Source organism: Kribbella sp. WER1, from assembly GCF_054189145.1.
Genome location: NZ_CM135186.1, coordinates 839,165 through 855,975, shown reverse-complemented (window position 1 = coordinate 855,975; position 16,811 = coordinate 839,165). Strand labels below are relative to the sequence as shown.

Here is a 16,811-nt window from a genome sequence, read left to right as displayed (position 1 = left end):
CCGCGGCATCGACCGGCCACGCCATCACCGGCGCGGCGGTATGGGCATTTCTACCCAGCCATCAGCCCGTGCGAATAGGCGTACGCCGTCGCGGCCGCGCGGCTGGACACCCCGAGCTTCCCGAAGATGTTCGACACGTGCCGAGCGACCGTCCGCTCGCTGAGGAACAGCTGGTCGGCGACGCCGCGGTTGGTGGCGCCGGTGGCGAGCAACCGCAGTACCTCCAGCTCCCGCGGGCTGAGCCCGCCGGCCCGGCGGGGGTCGTCGAGCGCGGCCAGGTCCGCGACCGCGCCGAGCCGCTCGAACACGGCCCGGGCGCTGTCGAGCTCCATCTGCGCGGCATCGCCGTCGCCGAGCGCCCGGCAGGCCCGCGCCACCAGGAGTCGCGTGCGGGCGGCCTCGTACGGCGTCTCCAACTGCTGCCACAGCGACCACGCGCGGCGCAGCGGCGGGATCGCCTGGCGCGGGTCGCCGCACGCGATCAGCACCGCGCCCTCGGCGTACGCCGCGACGGCTTGCAGGTACGGCGAGTCGTTGCCGGCCAGCGTCCCGAGTTCGGTCGCCGCCGCGCGGGCGGTCGCATAGTCGGAAGCGTCGATCGCCAGGTCCACCCGCGCCGCCAGCAGGTCCGGGCGGGTCTGCGGGTGTTCGGCCAGGGCTCGCTCCAGCCCGGCGCGGGCGGCGGCCTGGTTGCCCTGCGCCGCCCGGAGTCTGGCGAACCCGGGCTGTACCTCGGCGCCGTGGGCAGCGGCCTGCTGGTAGGCCCGTTCCGCAGCGGCGTACCGGCCGCGCTGCCGCTCCACCTCGGCCAGCCGGTACCAGGCGCCGCCGAGAGCGCCCACCTGCGTTTCGGCCAGTCGACGGCAGGCATCTTCGGCCGCACCGGCCGCCTCGGCCCACGCGCCCCGCAGCTGGAGGATCTCGGCCCGGTGCACCAGACACGCGCCCCGGTACGGCACCAGCCCGGACTGCGCGTCGCACCAGCCGGTCAGCGCGCGCGTCCACTCCTGCGCCCGGCGAACGTCGTACATCTGCATGCTGATGTCGATGACCGCGCAGTACGCGAGGCCCGAGACCTCCGGACCGATCCGGCCGCCGGTCACGTGCACCATCGCCTCGTCGAGGGCGGCGAGCGCTTCGGCGCTACGGCCGGTCATCACCAGGCAGCGGCCGCGACCGAGCGTCGCGAGCACCAGCAGCTCCGGATCGGCGGACAGCCCGGACGACTGCTCGAACATCGGCAGCGCGGCGGCCGCGTCGCCGGCCATCATCAGCGCGGCCGCGTCCGCCTGCAGCCGCATCGCGGCGAACTCCGCGCTGTCGTCGGCGACCTGCCGCTCGATCCGCGCCCGCCAGCCCACGGCGTGCGCGACCTCTCCGCGGTTCTGCAAATGGAAGCCGAGCCAGAAGGCGGTCCGGGCCGCGCGCCGCCGGTCGCCGGCCGCCAGATGACCCTCGTACGCACGCTCCCGGCAGCGGGCGACCTCGTCGTCGTGGCCGAGGACGAACGCCGCGACCGCGAGCCGGTCGAGGTCCGCGGGAGCCAGCGGGACGTGCCGGTCGGACGCCGTCAGTTCGGCGTATTCGGCCGGCCAGTCGTGCTGCTCCATCGGATCAGAATCTACTCGCGGTCACCACGGTTCGACGTCTGCTCCGGTCGCCGTGATCCAGAGCGCCCGGAACGCCGAGGTGGGGCGGCCGTTGAAGTCGTCCTCGGGCAACGCCTGGATCAGGTCCAGCACCGCGCCGAGGTGATGACATTCGGCGGCCTGCCGGATCAGTAGCTGCGTCGGATGCTCGCGGCCGGCGCGGGGCGTCTTCCGGAGCGTTCCGTACTCGTCCACCAGTCCGGAGATGTCCGCCGGCGTCGGCCGCGGAGTCCGGCCGGCCGCAGCCTTCGCGAGCAGTTCCTCGTACGCATACCCGTCGCCGAAGACGCGCGCCCAGTCCCGGATCAGGTCCGGACGCCGCAGCGCCGCGAGCGCCTCCACACCGTCCCACCCGTCGAACCAGCCCTGGTCCAAGTGCCCGAGGTACGTCTGGGTGCCGTCCTCGGCGTACGAGACGTAGTCGGTCGCCGAGGTCGCCTTGAGGGCGAGCACTTCCCGGGCGAGGTCGTCCCGTCCGGTCCGTACCAGGTACGCGAGGAACGGCGTGCTGTAGAACGTCGACGGGGTCGTGGTCGCGCCCTGCCAGACGGTGCGGGCTTCCTCGACGCGGCCGCACTCGACGAGCGCCCACGCGACGGCCAGGCGATGCTCACCCGGATTGTTCTCCGGCTCGATCGCGGCCCGGGCGCGGGCGAACCAGGCGTCACCCCGGGCGGTGTCGCCGAGCGCGGTGTACGCACCGCCGAGCGACGCCGCGAGGAACGGCACGGTGTAGTCGTCGAGGACGGCGTCGATCTCGGCGTCGGTGATCGTGAACACGGCCCGCGCGTCGTCGTACCGGCCGGAGGCGGCCAGGATCAGCGCGACGTCGGCCGTTCCCCGGAGCCGCTCGGACGGGGTCGGTACGGCGGCCAGCAGGTCCAGCGCGCCCTGTACCTCGCCGCGCCGGGCCCGCAACCGGGCAGCATGCCGGAGGTTCTCGGAGACGTGGTGGTCCCAGCCCTCGTACAGCGGCTCGACCGACCGGAGCGCCACCAGGAACAGGTCTTCGACGGTCGCCGTGTTCGGCGGCGGCCAGGTCTCCGCGGGCGCCGGCTCGGGCGCGTCGACGAACGGCTGCAGGTAGTCGTCGTACGGCGCTCCGAGGCGCGCGGCCGCGGTCGCCGCATCCGGGACGATCTCCAGGTCGCCCCACCACGTCGGCCACGAGTACCGCCGATCGACCACCCAGGAGAGCATTTCGTCCAGGTCGTCGCGCCGGCCGTCGGGGGCGATCACCAGCCCCGGCGCGAACGCCGCCGCCCAGGTGTCCTCGTCGAGTACGAACGACGGATCGCCGTGCTCCTCGTCCTCGAGGTCGAGGCCGATGTCGTCACCGTCGAGGTCGAGCGGACGTTCGGCGTACGGCTCCTGGAGGAAGCGGAAGTCGCCGAGCACGTCGCCGGTACCGGACTCGACGAAGCGCAGCGTCTTCCGGCCGGCCGCGACGATCACCTCGTCGGCGCCCCAGATCACCCCGGTGGTCTCCTCGGGTACGTCGAAGACCTCGACAGCCTCCGGGTATTCGCCCGGCGCCCAGATCTCCAGCTGCCCGTCCGTGGTGAGGCAAGCGGCGAACTTGCCGTCCGGCGACCAGGACCAGGTGGTGACGTCGGGCAGTTCCCAGTCCGCTTCCGCCGGCGCCACGCGCAGGTGATGGCTGCGGCCGTCCGGGTCGTGCACGACCACGCGCGGGAAGTGGTGCTCGGTCACGACCACCGCCAGCCGGCCACCGGGTCCCCAGCACAGTTGGGCTCCCGGCAGGCCGGGGAGTTCGGCCAGCAGCGCACCGGTCAGGGCGTCGGCGATCAGTAGCCGCCCGTCCAGATGTACCGCGAGCATGCGCTCGTCCAGGGTCCAGGCCGGGGCCTGGCCGTGCGTCTCGGCGCCTTCGAGCCACACGACCTGGCCGCTGCGGACGTCGATCGACGCCGCCCACTTGCGCCGGCTGTACCCGTAGATCCGCGATCCGTCGCGGGACCAGAAGACCTGCTCGAAGAACAGTTCGTCCTCGCCGAGGCGGGCCTTCACGGCCGGCGGCAGCGACTCGGCCAGCCAGGCCGGCTGCGGGCCGTCCTCGTCGTACGCGTTGTAGAAGAAGCTCCTGCGGTCGAGCGGGGCGATGCAGCCGTGGACCTCGCGCGGCGCCCGCATCCCGATGTACGCATGCCGCCCGTCCGGCGCGAACGCGAAGTCCGGCGGCCGCGATCCGCCGTCCGTCACCGACACATCGCCGATCGGGTCCGTGCCGTGGGATCCGAACGGGTCCCACAGGCCGACCATGTTCGTGTTGAACGCCACCGCGACGCGCTGCCCGTCCGGCGACCACTGGATGCTGCGCGCGTACCCGGGCCAGCCGACGCCTCCGGGAATGCCGTCCAGCTTGTTCACGCAGCGCCCGCTGTAGAGCTCCCAGACCTGCAGTACGCCGCCGCGCTCGTAGTCGTCGCCGCACCACGACCCGACCGCGAGGTATCGCCCGCACGGGCTCAGCGCCAGCGCGTCGATCTCGACCAGATGCCCGTCGGGATGGCGGAGTACCGCACCGGCCGACCGGAGCTGCTCGGTCGCGAACCGGTGCGCGTCGGTCACGCCGTACTCCACCTGGAGCTCGGCGAGCGCGGTCCGCAGCGCAGGCAGGTCCCGAGCGGGATCGAACGTCGACCAGTCGGCCTTCCGCAGCGCCGTCAGGAAGTGGTCAGGACCGTCGGCGGGCGGAGGAAGCTCGGCGACCCCGGGCGTGCTGTGCATCCGGGGAACCGTAGGTCACGGCGGGTCCAGCCGGCGTCCTTCAGTGCTGCGCCAGATCCAGGACGGTTGCGGTCGGCAACTTCGCCAGTGCGGCCGCGTCGATCAGCACCTTCGAGCCGCGGATCCCGCTGCCGATCACCACCAGCCCGGCCGCGACGACCGCCTCGTCGACCAGCACCGGCCAGTCGGCGGGGAGGCCGATCGGAGTGATCCCGCCGTACTCCATCGCGGTGCGGCCGACCGCGTCGTCCTGGGCCGCGAACGAGATCTTCCGGACGCCGAGGTGCTTGCGGACCACGCCGTTCACGTCGGCGCGGTCGGTGGCCAGCACCAGCACCGCGGCGTGCGTCTCCTCGCCGGCGCGCTTGCCGAGCATGATCACGCAGTTCGCCGAGGCAGCCATCGGTACGTCGTACTCCGCGCAGAACGCCGCCGTGTCGGCCAGCTCCGCGTCGATCGGTGCCGCATACGCCGGCAGGTCGCCGAGCGCCTCCCGCACCGGCGCCGCGAGCAGCTCGGGCACGTCGGCGGCCGGCTTCCAGTCGAGCTTGCCCATCACGGGTGCGGTCACTGCGCGGTCTCCTTCACGAGGTCGGCATACTCGGGGTGATCCTCGAGGTAGCTCTGGTAGAACGGGCAGGCGGGCTTCACCTGCAGGCAGAGGGCGCGGGCGTCGTCGAGGGACCGGGCGGCGATCGCGCCGGCCACGCCGCGGCCGCGGAACTCCGGCAGCGTCTCGGCGTGCACGAAGGTGATCACGCCCGGGTGCAGGCGGTAGTCGACGAAGCCCATCAGGGTGCCGTCGGCGTCGTGCGCCTCGTACCGGCTGCGCTCCTTGGCGTCGGCGACGGTGATCTCGTTCTCCATGCCGGCAACTCTAGCCATGCTCACCGACGGTTTTGACATCGTCACAACCGGGGTACCGGCTGTTGGGCTTTCCAGCGGAAGCAGCGGGAGGAGCACAGATGAGCAACGAGCACGCGTTGGAGCACGGCCGGGCGATACCGAGTCTGGTGCCGGCCCGGATGGACCGGCTGCCGTGGACCCGGTTCCACTGGATGATCGTCGTCGGCCTCGGGGTCTCCTGGATCCTGGACGGGCTGGAGATCCAGCTCGTGTCGCTGGTCGGCAACGTGCTGAAGGAACCGCAGACCCTGCACCTGACCACCTCCGAGGTCGGGTTGATGGCGTCGATCTACCTGGCCGGCGAAGTCGTCGGCGCGTTGTTGTTCGGCCGGCTCACCGACCGGCTCGGGCGGCGGAGCCTGTTCATCGTCACGCTGCTCGTCTACCTGATCGCCTCCGGCGCGGCCGGCCTGTCCTGGGGCCTCGGGTCGCTGCTGTTCTTCCGGTTCGTCGCCGGTATGGGCATCGGCGGTGAGTACGCCGCGATCAACTCCGCGATCGACGAGCTGATCCCGTCCCGGTACCGCGGCCGCGTCGACATCGGCGTCAACGGCACGTACTGGGGCGGCGCGCTCATCGGGTCCGTGGTCGCGCTGGTGCTGCTGGACAAGAGCATCGTCCCGATCGAGTGGGGCTGGCGGCTGTGCTTCCTGATCGGCCCGGTGCTGGGGCTGTTCATCATCTACCTGCGCCGGCACATCCCGGAGAGCCCGCGCTGGCTGATGACGCACGGCCGGGTCGAGGAGGCCGAGCGAACCGTCGACGACATCGAGGCGACCGTCCGCCGGCAGGGCGGCGAACTCCGCGAGGTCCGCGACGACGAGGCGATCGAGCTGGTCGACTACCCGCCGGTGACGTACCGCGAGATCGCCCGGGTGATGATCGGCAAGTACCCGAGCCGCTCGTTCCTCGGCTTCTCGATGATGGTCACCCAGGCATTCCTGTACAACGCGATCTTCTTCACCTACGCGCTCGTGCTGAAGGCGTACTTCGGCCTGAACGACTCCAGCGTGGCGCTGTACTTCTTCCCGTTCGCGATCGGCAACCTGGCCGGGCCGTTGCTGCTCGGGCACCTGTTCGACACGATCGGCCGCCGGAAGATGATTCTCGGCACGTACGCGCTGTCGGCGGTGATCCTGTTCATCACGGCGCTGCTGTTCAACGCCGACGTACTGAACGCCGCGACGTTGACCGGGTTGTGGTGCGTGGTGTTCTTCTTCGCGTCGGCCGGTGCGTCGTCGGCGTACCTGACGGTGAGCGAGATCTTCCCGATCGAGCTGCGCGGCCAGGCGATCTCGTTCTTCTTCGCGATCTCGCAGCTGACCGGCGGCGTGATTGCGCCGTTCCTGTTCGCGTCGCTGATCGGGTCCGGCGACCACCCGGCGCGCGGTCCGCTGACCGTCGGGTACATCGTCGGCGCGGCCGTGATGCTGGCCGGCGGGCTGATCGCCTGGTTCTTCGGCGTCGACGCCGAGGGCAAGTCGCTGGAGCACATCGCCACGCCGCTGTCGTCGACCGGCGGTGCCACCCGGTTCCAGGGCCCGACGCCGCGGATGCCGAGCACCGACAGGCGGCGCGACCCCGAACCCTAAGAGGTCGTCTGAGAGCCCTCTAAGATGAGCGGGTGGGTTCGCTGCTGATCGCCGGTACCACGTCCGACGCCGGGAAGACGACCGTCGTCACCGGGTTATGCCGGTGGCTGGCGCGGCAGGGTGTCCGGGTGGCGCCCTACAAGGCGCAGAACATGTCGAACAACTCGATGGTCTGCGCCGACGGCACCGAGATCGGCCGCGCGCAGTGGATCCAGGCCGTTGCCGCGGGCGCCGAACCCGAGGCCGCGATGAACCCGGTGCTGCTCAAACCGGGCAGCGACCGGCGCAGCCACGTGGTGCTGATGGGGGAGCCGTGGGGCGAGCTGTCCGCCCGCGGCTTCCTCACCGAACGCGCGGAGCTGGCGAAGGCGGCGTTCGCGGCGTACGACGACCTCGCCTCCCGGTACGACGTGGTGATCAGCGAGGGCGCGGGCAGCCCGACCGAGATCAACCTGCGGCAGTCCGACTACGTGAACATGGGCCTCGCGCAGCACACCCGCGCGCCGGTGGTCGTGGTCGGCGACATCGACCGCGGGGGAGTGTTCGCGTCGATATTCGGGACGATCGCGTTGCTGGACGCGGCGGACCAGGCGTTGATCGGCGGGTTCCTGGTGAACAAGTTCCGCGGCGACGTGTCGCTGCTGCAGCCCGGGATCGACATGCTCGCCCGCGTCACCGGCCGGTCGACGTACGGCGTCCTGCCGTGGCTGCCGGAGCTGTGGCTGGACTCGGAGGACGCGCTGGACATTCCGGTACGGCGTACCTCGTCGGGGGAGCTGCTGACGATCGCGGTGGTGCGGTTCCCGCGGATCAGCAACTTCACGGACCTGGACGCGCTCGCGGCCGAGCCGACGAACAGCGTGTTCTTCACGACCAGCCCGGCCGAGGTCCGCGACGCCGACCTGGTCGTGCTGCCCGGCTCCCGTGCGACAGTCGCCGACCTCGCCTGGCTCCGTGCGCAAGGCCTCGCTGAGGCTGTCCAGGCCAGGGTCGCCAACGGTCGTCCGGTGCTGGGGATCTGCGGCGGGTACCAGATGCTCGGAGCGTCCGTCTCCGATCCGCAGGCGGTGGAGACGGGCGGCGACCACCCAGGACTGGGGTTGTTGCCCGTCGCAACGGTGTTCGGACCGGAGAAGGTGCTGGCACGGCCGGCGCCGACGGCGTACGAGATCCACCACGGGGTGGTCGAGGTGACCGGTGATGCCGCGGCGTTCCCGGGCGGGTGCCGGGCCGGCGCCGTGTGGGGGACGATCTGGCACGGGTTGCTGGACGACGACGCGGCGCGGCACGACTTCCTCCGCGAGATCGCCGAGCTGACCGGCAGACCCGCGCCCGACGGCACGGTCTCGTTCGCCGGGCTCCGCGAGGACCGGCTGGAGCGGCTGGCCGACATGATCGACGAGTACGCCGACACCGCCGCGCTCCTGCACCTGATCGAGCACGGCGCGCCGTCCGTTCCCTTCGTACCCCCAGGAGCGCCGTGAAGACCGTGCTGCAGGACTACCTCCGGGCCACCCGCGCGCTGATGCTCGCCAAGCTCGACGGGCTCGACGAGTACGACCGCCGTCGGCCGCTGGTCCCGTCCGGTACGAACCTGCTCGGCCTGGTGAAGCACCTGACCGGGATCGAGTACGTCTACCTCGGTACCAGCGTCGGCCGCCCGCGGCGGGAGCAGCTGCCGTGGCAGGCGGACGGCTCGGTGTGGGACGGCGCCGACATGTGGGCGAGGCCGGACGAGTCGACGGAGTACCTGACCGGGCTGTACCGGAAGGCCTGTGCGCACAGCGACCGCTCGATCGCCGAGCTCGACCTGGACCATCCGGCGGAGGTGCCGCACTGGGCCGAAGGTGAGCGCGGTACGACGTTCGGCGCGTTGCTGGTGCGGGTGGTCGACGAGACCGCGCACCACGCCGGGCACGCCGACATCGTCCGGGAGCTGATCGACGGGCAGGGCGGACGGGACGCGGGGATGCTCGACGAGGCCGGCTGGTCGGCGTACTTCACGACGATCCAGCGGGCGGCGGAGACGTTCCGGCGTGGATGACTTCGAGCGGGTGCGGGGCCGGCTGTTCGGGATCGCGTACCGGATGACCGGGACCGCGACCGACGCCGAGGAGATCGTCCAGGACGCGTGGCTGCGCTGGCAGGACGTCGACCGGACGGCGGTCCGCGATGCGGAGGCGTACCTGGCGAAGACCGTCACGAACCTCTCGATCAAGCAGCTCACCTCGGCCCGCGCCCGGCGCGAGACGTACGTCGGTCAGTGGCTGCCCGAGCCGGTGCTGACCGGGCAGTTCGACGCGCTCGGCCCGCTCGAGGTGGTCGCGGAGCGGGAGTCGGTGTCGTTCGCGCTGCTGCTGATGCTCGAACGGCTGACGCCCGCCGAGCGCGCGGCGTACGTCCTGCACGAGGCGTTCGCGTACGGGTACCGCGACGTCGCCGAGCTGATCGGTACGTCGGAGGCGAACGCGCGGCAGCTCGCGTCCCGGGCCGGAAAGAAGCTCGCGGCCGAACCGCGGCGTGAACAGCCGGTCGACCGCGCGGGCTGGCGGAAGCTGGTCGAGCGGTTCATCGCGGCAGCCCGGCTGGGTGAGATCGAGGAACTGGAGCAGCTCCTGGCCGCGGACGTGGTGTCGCGCGCCGACAGCGGCGGCCAGGTGTCGGCCGCGCGGAACGTCGTGACCGGCCGGGACAAGGTCGCCCGCTACCTGTCGGGCGCGGTCCAGCGGTTCGGCGGCGGCATCGAGGCGTACCTCACCGAGGCGAACGGCGGCCCCGCGCTGGTGGCGGCCGGACCGGACGGCGTGGTGGCGATCGCGTTCATCGCTGTCGGCGTGGACGGCGTCACGCACGTGGAGTTCGTGATGAATCCGGACAAACTGGCCTTCGCGACCGGGCAGCTGTCACAGATCGGAGGGCTGTCCGGTCTGGGCTGGTGACTGAAAGGACACCAGCGCATGACCTCGATACTCGTCACCGGCGGCACCGGCACCCTCGGTCGACCTACCGTGGCGCGGCTCCGTGCACTCGACCACCAGGTCCGGGTGCTCAGCCGGAGGCCCGGCCCCGACCACGTCGTCGGCGACCTCACCACCGGAGAAGGACTCACCGTCGACGGCTTCGACGGCTTCGACGGCTTCGACGTGGTCGTCCACCTGGCCACCAGCGCCGGCCGCAAGGACGTCGAGCAGACCCGCAACCTCCTCGCCGCCGCCTCCGGGGTCAAGCACCTGATCGTGATGTCGATCGCCGGCATCGACCGGATCCCCTTGCCGTACTACCGGTACAAGCTCGAGGCCGAGCGTCTGGTCGCCGAGTCGGGCGTGCCGTACACGGTGCTGCGCGCGACCCAGTTCCACGATCTCGTCGACAAGGTCCTCAGCTCCCAGCGGTTTGTCCCCGCCGTCCTCGCGCCGGCCGTCACACTGCAGCCGATCGCGGTCGAGGAGGTCGCGGTCCGGCTCGCCGAACTCGCCGCACAGCCGCCGCTGAACGGCCGCGCCGCGGACATCGGCGGACCGGAACGCCGGTCCGTGGTCGACCTGGCACGGCTGTGGAAACGGGCGCGGTCGGTACGGCGCGCGGTGGTGCCGGTGCGGTTGCCGGGGAGGACGTTCGGCGAGTTCGCGTCCGGCCACGCGACGGTCGACGGACCGGCGTACGGGAAGATCACGTTCGCGGAGTACCTGCGATGAGGGCGTACGTCCGCACGGTGCTGATCGTCTTCGCGGCGCTGGAGCTGGTCCTGGGCGTGTGGCTGACCTTCCTGCCGAAGACGTTCTACGACACGGTGCCGACGGTCGACTGGGATCCGCCGTACAACGACCACCTGTTCCACGACTTCGGAGCCGCGTCGCTCGGCCTGGGCATCGTGCTGACCGCGGCCGCGATCCGGCTCGACCGGTATCTGACTGCCGTCGCGTTGCTGGCCTATCTGGCGTTCGCCGTGCCGCACATGGTCTTCCATCTCGGGCACCTCAACGGCGAGGAGCCTGGTTGGTCGGCTGTGCTCGGCGTCGGTGTGGGGCTGATGGCCCTCGTTCCGATCAGCGCGCTCGCGGGGGTGCGGAAGCTCACTTGACGACTGTGACAGTAGAACTGTCACAATGGCCGGTATGGGTCCACTCGAGGGCGTGAAGGTGGTCGAGCTGGCCGGGATCGGCCCCGCGCCGTTCGCGTGCATGCTGCTCGCCGAGCTCGGTGCCGACGTACTGCGGATCGACCGGCCCGGCGGCGGGCTCTCGATGGGCCCGCCGGAGCTGGACCTGGTGAACCGCGGCCGCCGGAGCGCCGCGCTGGACCTGAAACAGCCGGCCGCGGTGGACGTCGTACGCCGAATGGTCGCGCAGGCCGATGTACTGGTGGAGGGTTTCCGGCCCGGGGTCGCCGAGCGGCTCGGGCTCGGGCCGGAGGACTGCCGCGCACTGAACCCGCGGCTGGTGTACGGGCGGATGACCGGCTGGGGCCAGGACGGACCGCTCGCGCAGACCGCTGGGCACGACATCGACTACCTGGCCGTGTCCGGTGCGCTGCACCTGATCGGCCGCGCGGGCGGTCCGCCGCAGGTCCCGGCGAACCTGCTCGGCGACTTCGCCGGCGGCTCGCTGTACCTGGTCATCGGCGTACTCGCGGCCCTCCACGAGGCGCAGCGCAGCGGCCAGGGGCAGGTGGTCGACGCGGCGATCGTGGACGGGTCGGCGCACCTGACCACGATGCTGCTCGGCGCGCTCGCGGCCGGCGCGTGGCGGCAGGAGCGCGGGACGAACCTGCTCGACACCGGCGCACCGTTCTACGACGTGTACGAGACCGCGGACGGCGAGTACGTCGCGGTCGGGGCGCTCGAGCCGCGGTTCTACGCCGAACTGATCGACAAGCTCGGGCTGAACCCGCCGGACCGCAACGATCCGGCGCAGTGGCCCGAGCTGCGGAAGGTACTGACCGCGAAGTTCCGGGAACGCGCGCAGGCCGAGTGGACCGCGGTCTTCGACGGATCGGACGCCTGTGTCGCGCCGGTCCTGCCGCTGGCCGCCGACCATCCGCATCTTGTTGCCCGCGGCACCTTTACGGACGTGGGCGGCGTCCGGCAGGCGGCGCCCGCGCCGCGCTTCGACCGGACCCCGACCAGCGTGGACCGGCCGCCCGCGCGGCCGGGGGAGCACACCCGGGAAGCCTTGGCCGACTGGGGGATCACCGACGTGGACGCACTGCTGGAGTCCGGCGCCGCCCAACAGGTCGAACGCCGTCAGGACTGAGAGGAAACCGCCCGTGGAACGTCAGCTCTTCGACGCCGATCAGGATGCCTTCCGGGAGACCGTCCGGGCGTTCTGCGAGAAGGAGATCGTCCCGCACCACGACGCCTGGGAGGAGGCCGGCATCGTCTCGCGCGAGCTGTGGACGGCCGCCGGTTCCGCGGGTCTGCTCGGGTTCATGATGCCGGAGGAGTACGGCGGGGGCGGCGCGCGGGACTTCCGGTTCAACGCCGTACTGATCGAGGAGCTGACCCGGGTGCGGGCGAGCGGGGTCGGGTTCACGATCCACACCGACATCAACTCGGCGTACCTGCTCGACTGTGCGACCGAGGAGCAGAAGAAGCGCTGGCTGCCGGCGTTCTGTTCCGGCGAGACGATCACCGCGATCGCGATGACCGAGCCCGGCGCCGGCAGCGACCTGCAGGGGATCCAGACCACCGCGCGGCGCGACGGCGACCACTACGTGCTGAACGGGCAGAAGACGTTCATCTCGAACGGGATCCTCGCGGACCTGGTGATCGTGGTCGCGAAGACCGACCCGTCGGCCGGTGCGCAAGGCATCTCGCTGATCGTCGTCGAACGGGGCATGCCCGGGTTCGAACGCGGGCGCAACCTCGACAAGATCGGGCTGAAGGCGCAGGACACCGCGGAGCTGTTCTTCGACGACGTCCGGGTGCCGGTGGAGAACCTCCTCGGCGAGGAGGGCAAGGGCTTCGTCTACCTGATGGAGAAGCTGCCTCAGGAGCGGCTGACGATCGCGGTGGTCGCGGCAGCGGCCTGCGAGAACATGCTCGCGGACACGCTGCGTTACGTGAAGGACCGGAAGGCGTTCGGCCGGCCGATCGGCTCCTTTCAGAACAGCCGCTTCGTGCTCGCCGAACTCGCCACCGAGACACAGATCGCCCGGGTGTTCGTGGACCGCTGCATCCAGGAGCTGAACACCGGCACGCTGACCGTCGCCGAGGCCGCGATGGCGAAGTGGTGGACCACCGAACTCCAGAAGAAGGTCGTCGACCGCTGCCTGCAACTCCACGGCGGCTACGGCTTCATGACCGAGTATCCGATCGCGAAGGCATATCTCGATACCCGGATCCAGACCATCTACGGCGGCACCACCGAGATCATGAAGGAAATCATCGGCAGAACCCTCGGGATCTGACCCCGGCCCGAAAAGATCGGGCCCCGTCGTCACGGCAGACGACGGGACCCGAGGTGCCGTGGTGCCACGCCCACCCCTCCCTGCGGTCGCGGCACGTCCGGTGCCAGGGTCTGGGGCTTTGTTGGACAGGCCAACACAGAGTAACCGCGGCAGATGCCGTCCCGAAAGGGCGCAGGCGCTTGAAGCGGTCGACTGAATCAGTCGGGAGCGGGGAGCGTGAGGCGGCCGTGCACGACGTCCGCGGCGACGTCGGTCAGCCGGCTGTTGGTCGAACGCGCGTAGGTCCGCAGGACGGCGAACGACTCGTCGACGCCGATCGCCAGGCTGTGGCTGATGTAGCCCTTCGCCTGCTCGATCAGGATCCGGCTGTTCAGTGCGTTCTGTAGCTGCTCCGTCACGACTTCCTGGCGCGCCAGCGCCCGCTGGTGCAGGATGCCGATCGTCGCCGCGTCCGCGAGCGCCTGACCGAGTACGACGGTCTCCTCCGGCAGCGGACCGGTCTGCCGGCTGAACAGGTTCACCGCGCCGAGGGTGGTGTCCCGCAGCCGCATCGGGAGCGCCTGGACCGACACGTAGCCGCCGTCGACGGCCGCCTCCGCGAACCGCGGCCACGGGCTCCCGCCGTCGCGCAGGTCGGCGTACCGCACTGGACGTCCGGTCTTGAACGTGTCGAGGCAGGGACCTTGGAGGTTCTGCAGCTGGACGAGTTCGATCAGCCGGACTTGCTCGCTGGAGGCCGCGACCAGGTTCAGCGCGCCCTGGTGGTCGACGAGCAGGATGCCGCAGGCCGAGACGTCGAGCAGTTCGCCGCACCGGGACCCGAGCCGGTCGAGGAACTCGATGATGTCGAAGTCCGCGACGAGCGTGTCGGACAGCTCGATGAAGACCTCCCGCACTCTCCGGTCAGATGTGCTCATGAGTCATCCTCCGGTCGAGGGGCGGCCGGCTCATCGGGACACGTGCTTCGAACGGTCGTACGGCGATCGGGTCCGGTGCCGCTCCTTCGGTTTCGGTACCCGCTTCGGTGATCCTCACTCGTCCACCGGCGGGCGAGCGCCGTACCATCGCTCATCAGAGCTTCCTCCCGGGCAGGTAGCAGCTTAGGGAGCTACCGAGGTCCGGGGCAGCGAGAGGTAGCAGTCTAGTCCTGCGCGCGGGGAGAGTTCGCACACCGAGGGAGGGCCGCCATGGGGATCGTTTCGCCGGGGTTCGCCGGACGGCGGCGGGGTGGGTCGGAGCTGCCGCCGGGGCAGTACCTGACGCACGAGTTTCCGGTGCTGTCGGCGGGTCCGACACCGCACATCCTGCCCGAGCACTGGGAGTTCACGGTCACCACCGAGACCGGTGAGAAGTACAAGTGGGACTGGGCGGCGCTGCTGGCGTTGCCGTCCGAGGAGATCACCAAGGACATCCACTGCGTCACCCGGTGGTCGAAGCTCAGGACGAGCTGGCAGGGCGTCTCGCTGGACACGCTGCTCGCCGACGTCGAGACCGGCGCCGACTTCGCGATGGCGCACAGCTACGGCGGCTACACGACGAACGTGCCGCTCGACGACCTGCTCGACGGGCAGTCCTGGATCGCCTACGAGTACGACGGCGAGCCGCTGCACCCCGAGCACGGCGGCCCGGCCCGGCTGCTGGTCCCGCACCTGTACTTCTGGAAGAGCGCCAAGTGGATCCGCGGCCTGGTGCTCTCCGACACCGAGGACCTCGGCTTCTGGGAGACCGCCGGCTACCACGAGTACGGAGACCCATGGAAAGAACAGCGATACGCCGGCGACTGACGTGGCAGATCGCCACGGTGGCAGATGTACGGCGGGAGACGGCGACGGCGCGGACGATCGTGCTCGACGTACCGGACTGGCCGGGGCATCTCGCGGGGCAGCACGTCGACGTCCGGCTGACCGCCGAGGACGGGTACCGGGCGTCCCGGTCGTACTCGATCGCCTCCGCGTGGACGGGCGCAACGGTCGAGCTGACCGTCGAGGAGGCGCCGGACGGTGAGGTGTCGCCGTACCTGGTCGACGTCTTGAAGACCGGCGACCCGCTGGAGCTCCGCGGGCCGGTCGGCGGCTGGTTCGTGTGGAAGCCCGAGCAGGAAGGACCTGTCCAGCTGATCGGCGGCGGATCCGGCGTCGTACCGCTGCGCGCGATGCTGCAGGCCCGGGTAGAACAAACAGCCGGTACGTCGACCCCGATGCGGCTGCTGTACTCCGTCCGCCGCCCGGAGTCGGTGATCTACGTCCACGACCTCAAGGAACTGGCCGCGGCGGACGACGTCGACGTGCATCTCGTCTACACGCGCGAGGCGCCCGACGGGGAGTCGCGGGTCGGGCGGATCGACGCTGAGCTGCTGGAGCGCTACGCGTTCGGGCCGGGCGACGGCGCGACGACGTACGTGTGCGGGCCGACACCGTTCGTGGAGACGGTCGCGGATCTGCTGGTGGCGGCCGGCCACGACCCGGCGCGAGTCAGAACGGAGCGGTTCGGATGAGCCATCTCGACGGCAATGTGGTGGCGGGACCACTGAGCGAACTGTTCGCCGTGGACCTCACGGCCGCCATCGGCCAGTGCAACGGCTGCGGGCAGACCAACGTGTTCGCGGAGGCCCGCGTGTACGTCGACGCGCCCGGGACCGTCGCGCGCTGCCCGGGCTGTGACGCGGTGCTGCTGCGCGTGGTCACCACCCCGAACGACACCTACCTGGACCTCCGAGGGCTGACCTACCTGCGCATACCGAACTAGCGCGGCTTGTTCTGGGTACGCCGGATCGTGTCCCGCTGGGTCTCGCCGACGGCGCGCTCGTACGCGAGCACGAGGCCCTGGATTGTCACGGGCTTGAAGCGTTCGACGAGCTGCTGGATGTGTTCGGGCGGGCCGCCGGAGTCGCGGTAGTGCGGCCAGACCTTGGTCCGGAACACCTCGGTCAGTTCCTCCGCGATCGCGCGGCCGTGCTCGGTGAAGATCCGGCCGGCGTCCTGCACCGCCTCGACCGGGAGGTCCAGGTCCAGCAGTTCGACACCCAGGCTGAGATGGGCGGTCGCGACCTGGAACACGTCCTCGTCCGGCGTCGGCTCGACGACCCCGAGTGCGACCAGCATCTCGATGTCGTCGTCGCTGAGGTCGCGCCCGGTCCGCCGTACCAGCGCCGCTCGGTCGAGGGTTTCCGGCAGGTCGCGCATCCACGGCGTCAGCAGGGTCCGGTGCAGCGCGATGTCCTGCGGGGTGGCGTTCGGCGGGATCCGGTCCAGGTACCCCTCGATCGCCTGCAGGGTGAACCCGTGCGCCTGCAGTTCCCGCACCAGGTCGAGCCGCGCGATGTGCTCGGGCCCGTAGTACCCGACCCGGCCGCGCCGGATCGGCGGCGGGATCAGGCCCCGCCCGGCGTAGAACCGCAACGTCCGCACCGTCATGCCCACGCGCGTGGACAGCTCGTCCACCGTGAGTGTGGCGTCCCCCGAGACCTCCGACATGGCGGAGATCATAACGGCCCGTACTTGACCAT

General features: G+C 70.9%; 17 protein-coding genes. 11 read left to right on the top strand and 6 right to left on the bottom strand.

The features are described 5' to 3' along the window. Positions 1-50 precede the first annotated feature (50 nt). Genes ACXJJ3_RS04280 through ACXJJ3_RS04265 form a run of 4 tightly spaced genes read right to left on the bottom strand, consistent with a single transcriptional unit; the run spans position 51 to position 5,267 of the window. Positions 51-1,610 (bottom strand): LuxR C-terminal-related transcriptional regulator, encoded by a 1,560-nt coding sequence (locus ACXJJ3_RS04280; protein WP_458168613.1) that lies wholly within the window; start codon positions 1,608-1,610, stop codon positions 51-53. A 21-nt stretch (positions 1,611-1,631) separates the two neighbouring features. Next, a complete protein-coding gene (locus ACXJJ3_RS04275) occupies positions 1,632-4,400 on the bottom strand; it encodes a hypothetical protein (RefSeq protein ID WP_458168612.1) in 2,769 nt (922 codons plus the stop codon). A gap of 40 nt (positions 4,401-4,440) precedes the next feature. After that, positions 4,441-4,971, bottom strand: a complete 531-nt coding sequence (locus tag ACXJJ3_RS04270; protein ID WP_458168611.1) for a YbaK/EbsC family protein — start codon at positions 4,969-4,971, stop codon at positions 4,441-4,443. Next, positions 4,968-5,267, bottom strand: coding sequence for a GNAT family N-acetyltransferase (locus ACXJJ3_RS04265; RefSeq protein WP_458168610.1), 300 nt, complete (start codon positions 5,265-5,267; stop codon positions 4,968-4,970). Before ACXJJ3_RS04265 ends, ACXJJ3_RS04270 begins: the two co-directional genes overlap by 4 nt. A gap of 98 nt (positions 5,268-5,365) precedes the next feature. Between ACXJJ3_RS04265 and ACXJJ3_RS04260 the strand changes: the two genes are divergently transcribed. Genes ACXJJ3_RS04260 through ACXJJ3_RS04225 form a run of 8 tightly spaced genes read left to right on the top strand, consistent with a single transcriptional unit; the run spans position 5,366 to position 13,306 of the window. Continuing rightward, entirely contained in the window at positions 5,366-6,898 is a 1,533-nt protein-coding gene (locus ACXJJ3_RS04260) for an MFS transporter (protein ID WP_458168609.1), read from the top strand. 32 nt (positions 6,899-6,930) lie between these two features. Beyond that, the gene (locus ACXJJ3_RS04255) at positions 6,931-8,382 is read left to right on the top strand and encodes a cobyric acid synthase (RefSeq protein ID WP_458168608.1); all 1,452 of its coding nucleotides are present in this window, start codon (positions 6,931-6,933) and stop codon (positions 8,380-8,382) included. After that, positions 8,379-8,942, top strand: a complete 564-nt coding sequence (locus ACXJJ3_RS04250; protein WP_458168607.1) for a DinB family protein — start codon at positions 8,379-8,381, stop codon at positions 8,940-8,942. The genes ACXJJ3_RS04255 and ACXJJ3_RS04250 overlap by 4 nt, the downstream gene beginning before the upstream one ends. Then, entirely contained in the window at positions 8,935-9,837 is a 903-nt protein-coding gene (sigJ, locus tag ACXJJ3_RS04245) for an RNA polymerase sigma factor SigJ (RefSeq protein WP_458168606.1), read from the top strand. The genes ACXJJ3_RS04250 and sigJ overlap by 8 nt, the downstream gene beginning before the upstream one ends. An 18-nt stretch (positions 9,838-9,855) precedes the next feature. After that, positions 9,856-10,593: an SDR family oxidoreductase gene (locus ACXJJ3_RS04240; RefSeq protein WP_458168605.1), complete on the top strand. Its 738-nt coding sequence runs from the start codon at positions 9,856-9,858 to the stop codon at positions 10,591-10,593. Continuing rightward, positions 10,590-10,979, top strand: a complete 390-nt coding sequence (locus ACXJJ3_RS04235) for a hypothetical protein (RefSeq protein ID WP_458168604.1) — start codon at positions 10,590-10,592, stop codon at positions 10,977-10,979. The genes ACXJJ3_RS04240 and ACXJJ3_RS04235 overlap by 4 nt, the downstream gene beginning before the upstream one ends. 34 nt (positions 10,980-11,013) lie before the next feature. Further along, positions 11,014-12,150 carry a CaiB/BaiF CoA transferase family protein gene (locus ACXJJ3_RS04230; protein WP_458168603.1) on the top strand — a complete coding sequence of 379 codons (1,137 nt, stop codon included), beginning with the start codon at positions 11,014-11,016 and terminating at the stop codon, positions 12,148-12,150. Positions 12,151-12,163: 13 nt separating this feature from the next. Next, positions 12,164-13,306, top strand: a complete 1,143-nt coding sequence (locus ACXJJ3_RS04225; protein ID WP_458168602.1) for an acyl-CoA dehydrogenase family protein — start codon at positions 12,164-12,166, stop codon at positions 13,304-13,306. A 197-nt stretch (positions 13,307-13,503) separates the two neighbouring features. Here ACXJJ3_RS04225 and ACXJJ3_RS04220 read toward each other — a convergent pair whose 3' ends face one another. Then, positions 13,504-14,223, bottom strand: a complete 720-nt coding sequence (locus ACXJJ3_RS04220; RefSeq protein ID WP_458168601.1) for a GAF and ANTAR domain-containing protein — start codon at positions 14,221-14,223, stop codon at positions 13,504-13,506. Between the two features lie 270 nt (positions 14,224-14,493). Here ACXJJ3_RS04220 and ACXJJ3_RS04215 point away from each other — a divergent pair, with 270 nt between their 5' ends. From ACXJJ3_RS04215 to ACXJJ3_RS04205, 3 genes are read left to right on the top strand one after another with little or no spacing between them, the layout of a single operon-like run. Continuing rightward, the gene (locus ACXJJ3_RS04215) at positions 14,494-15,090 is read left to right on the top strand and encodes a sulfite oxidase-like oxidoreductase (RefSeq protein WP_458168600.1); all 597 of its coding nucleotides are present in this window, start codon (positions 14,494-14,496) and stop codon (positions 15,088-15,090) included. Then, the gene (locus ACXJJ3_RS04210; protein ID WP_458168599.1) at positions 15,060-15,800 is read left to right on the top strand and encodes a ferredoxin reductase; all 741 of its coding nucleotides are present in this window, start codon (positions 15,060-15,062) and stop codon (positions 15,798-15,800) included. Before ACXJJ3_RS04215 ends, ACXJJ3_RS04210 begins: the two co-directional genes overlap by 31 nt. Beyond that, positions 15,797-16,051: a DUF6510 family protein gene (locus ACXJJ3_RS04205; RefSeq protein ID WP_458168598.1), complete on the top strand. Its 255-nt coding sequence runs from the start codon at positions 15,797-15,799 to the stop codon at positions 16,049-16,051. Before ACXJJ3_RS04210 ends, ACXJJ3_RS04205 begins: the two co-directional genes overlap by 4 nt. On the opposite strand, the gene ACXJJ3_RS04200 is transcribed toward ACXJJ3_RS04205, so the two are convergent. Next, positions 16,048-16,779, bottom strand: a complete 732-nt coding sequence (locus ACXJJ3_RS04200; protein ID WP_458168597.1) for a MerR family transcriptional regulator — start codon at positions 16,777-16,779, stop codon at positions 16,048-16,050. The genes ACXJJ3_RS04205 and ACXJJ3_RS04200 overlap by 4 nt on opposite strands. Positions 16,780-16,811 lie beyond the last annotated feature (32 nt).

Excerpts from the sequence above, each read along its gene's own strand:
- ACXJJ3_RS04230 (WP_458168603.1), top strand. The coding sequence starts at position 11,014 with ATGGGTCCACTCGAGGGCGTGAAGGTGGTCGAGCTGGCCGGGATCGGC.
- ACXJJ3_RS04275 (WP_458168612.1), bottom strand. The coding sequence starts at position 4,400 with ATGCACAGCACGCCCGGGGTCGCCGAGCTTCCTCCGCCCGCCGACGGT.
- ACXJJ3_RS04240 (WP_458168605.1), top strand. The coding sequence starts at position 9,856 with ATGACCTCGATACTCGTCACCGGCGGCACCGGCACCCTCGGTCGACCT.
- ACXJJ3_RS04210 (WP_458168599.1), top strand. The coding sequence starts at position 15,060 with ATGGAAAGAACAGCGATACGCCGGCGACTGACGTGGCAGATCGCCACG.
- ACXJJ3_RS04205 (WP_458168598.1), top strand. The coding sequence starts at position 15,797 with ATGAGCCATCTCGACGGCAATGTGGTGGCGGGACCACTGAGCGAACTG.
- ACXJJ3_RS04215 (WP_458168600.1), top strand. The coding sequence starts at position 14,494 with ATGGGGATCGTTTCGCCGGGGTTCGCCGGACGGCGGCGGGGTGGGTCG.
- ACXJJ3_RS04220 (WP_458168601.1), bottom strand. The coding sequence starts at position 14,223 with ATGAGCACATCTGACCGGAGAGTGCGGGAGGTCTTCATCGAGCTGTCC.
- ACXJJ3_RS04280 (WP_458168613.1), bottom strand. The coding sequence starts at position 1,610 with ATGGAGCAGCACGACTGGCCGGCCGAATACGCCGAACTGACGGCGTCC.
- ACXJJ3_RS04235 (WP_458168604.1), top strand. The coding sequence starts at position 10,590 with ATGAGGGCGTACGTCCGCACGGTGCTGATCGTCTTCGCGGCGCTGGAG.
- ACXJJ3_RS04200 (WP_458168597.1), bottom strand. The coding sequence starts at position 16,779 with ATGTCGGAGGTCTCGGGGGACGCCACACTCACGGTGGACGAGCTGTCC.
- ACXJJ3_RS04265 (WP_458168610.1), bottom strand. The coding sequence starts at position 5,267 with ATGGAGAACGAGATCACCGTCGCCGACGCCAAGGAGCGCAGCCGGTAC.
- ACXJJ3_RS04260 (WP_458168609.1), top strand. The coding sequence starts at position 5,366 with ATGAGCAACGAGCACGCGTTGGAGCACGGCCGGGCGATACCGAGTCTG.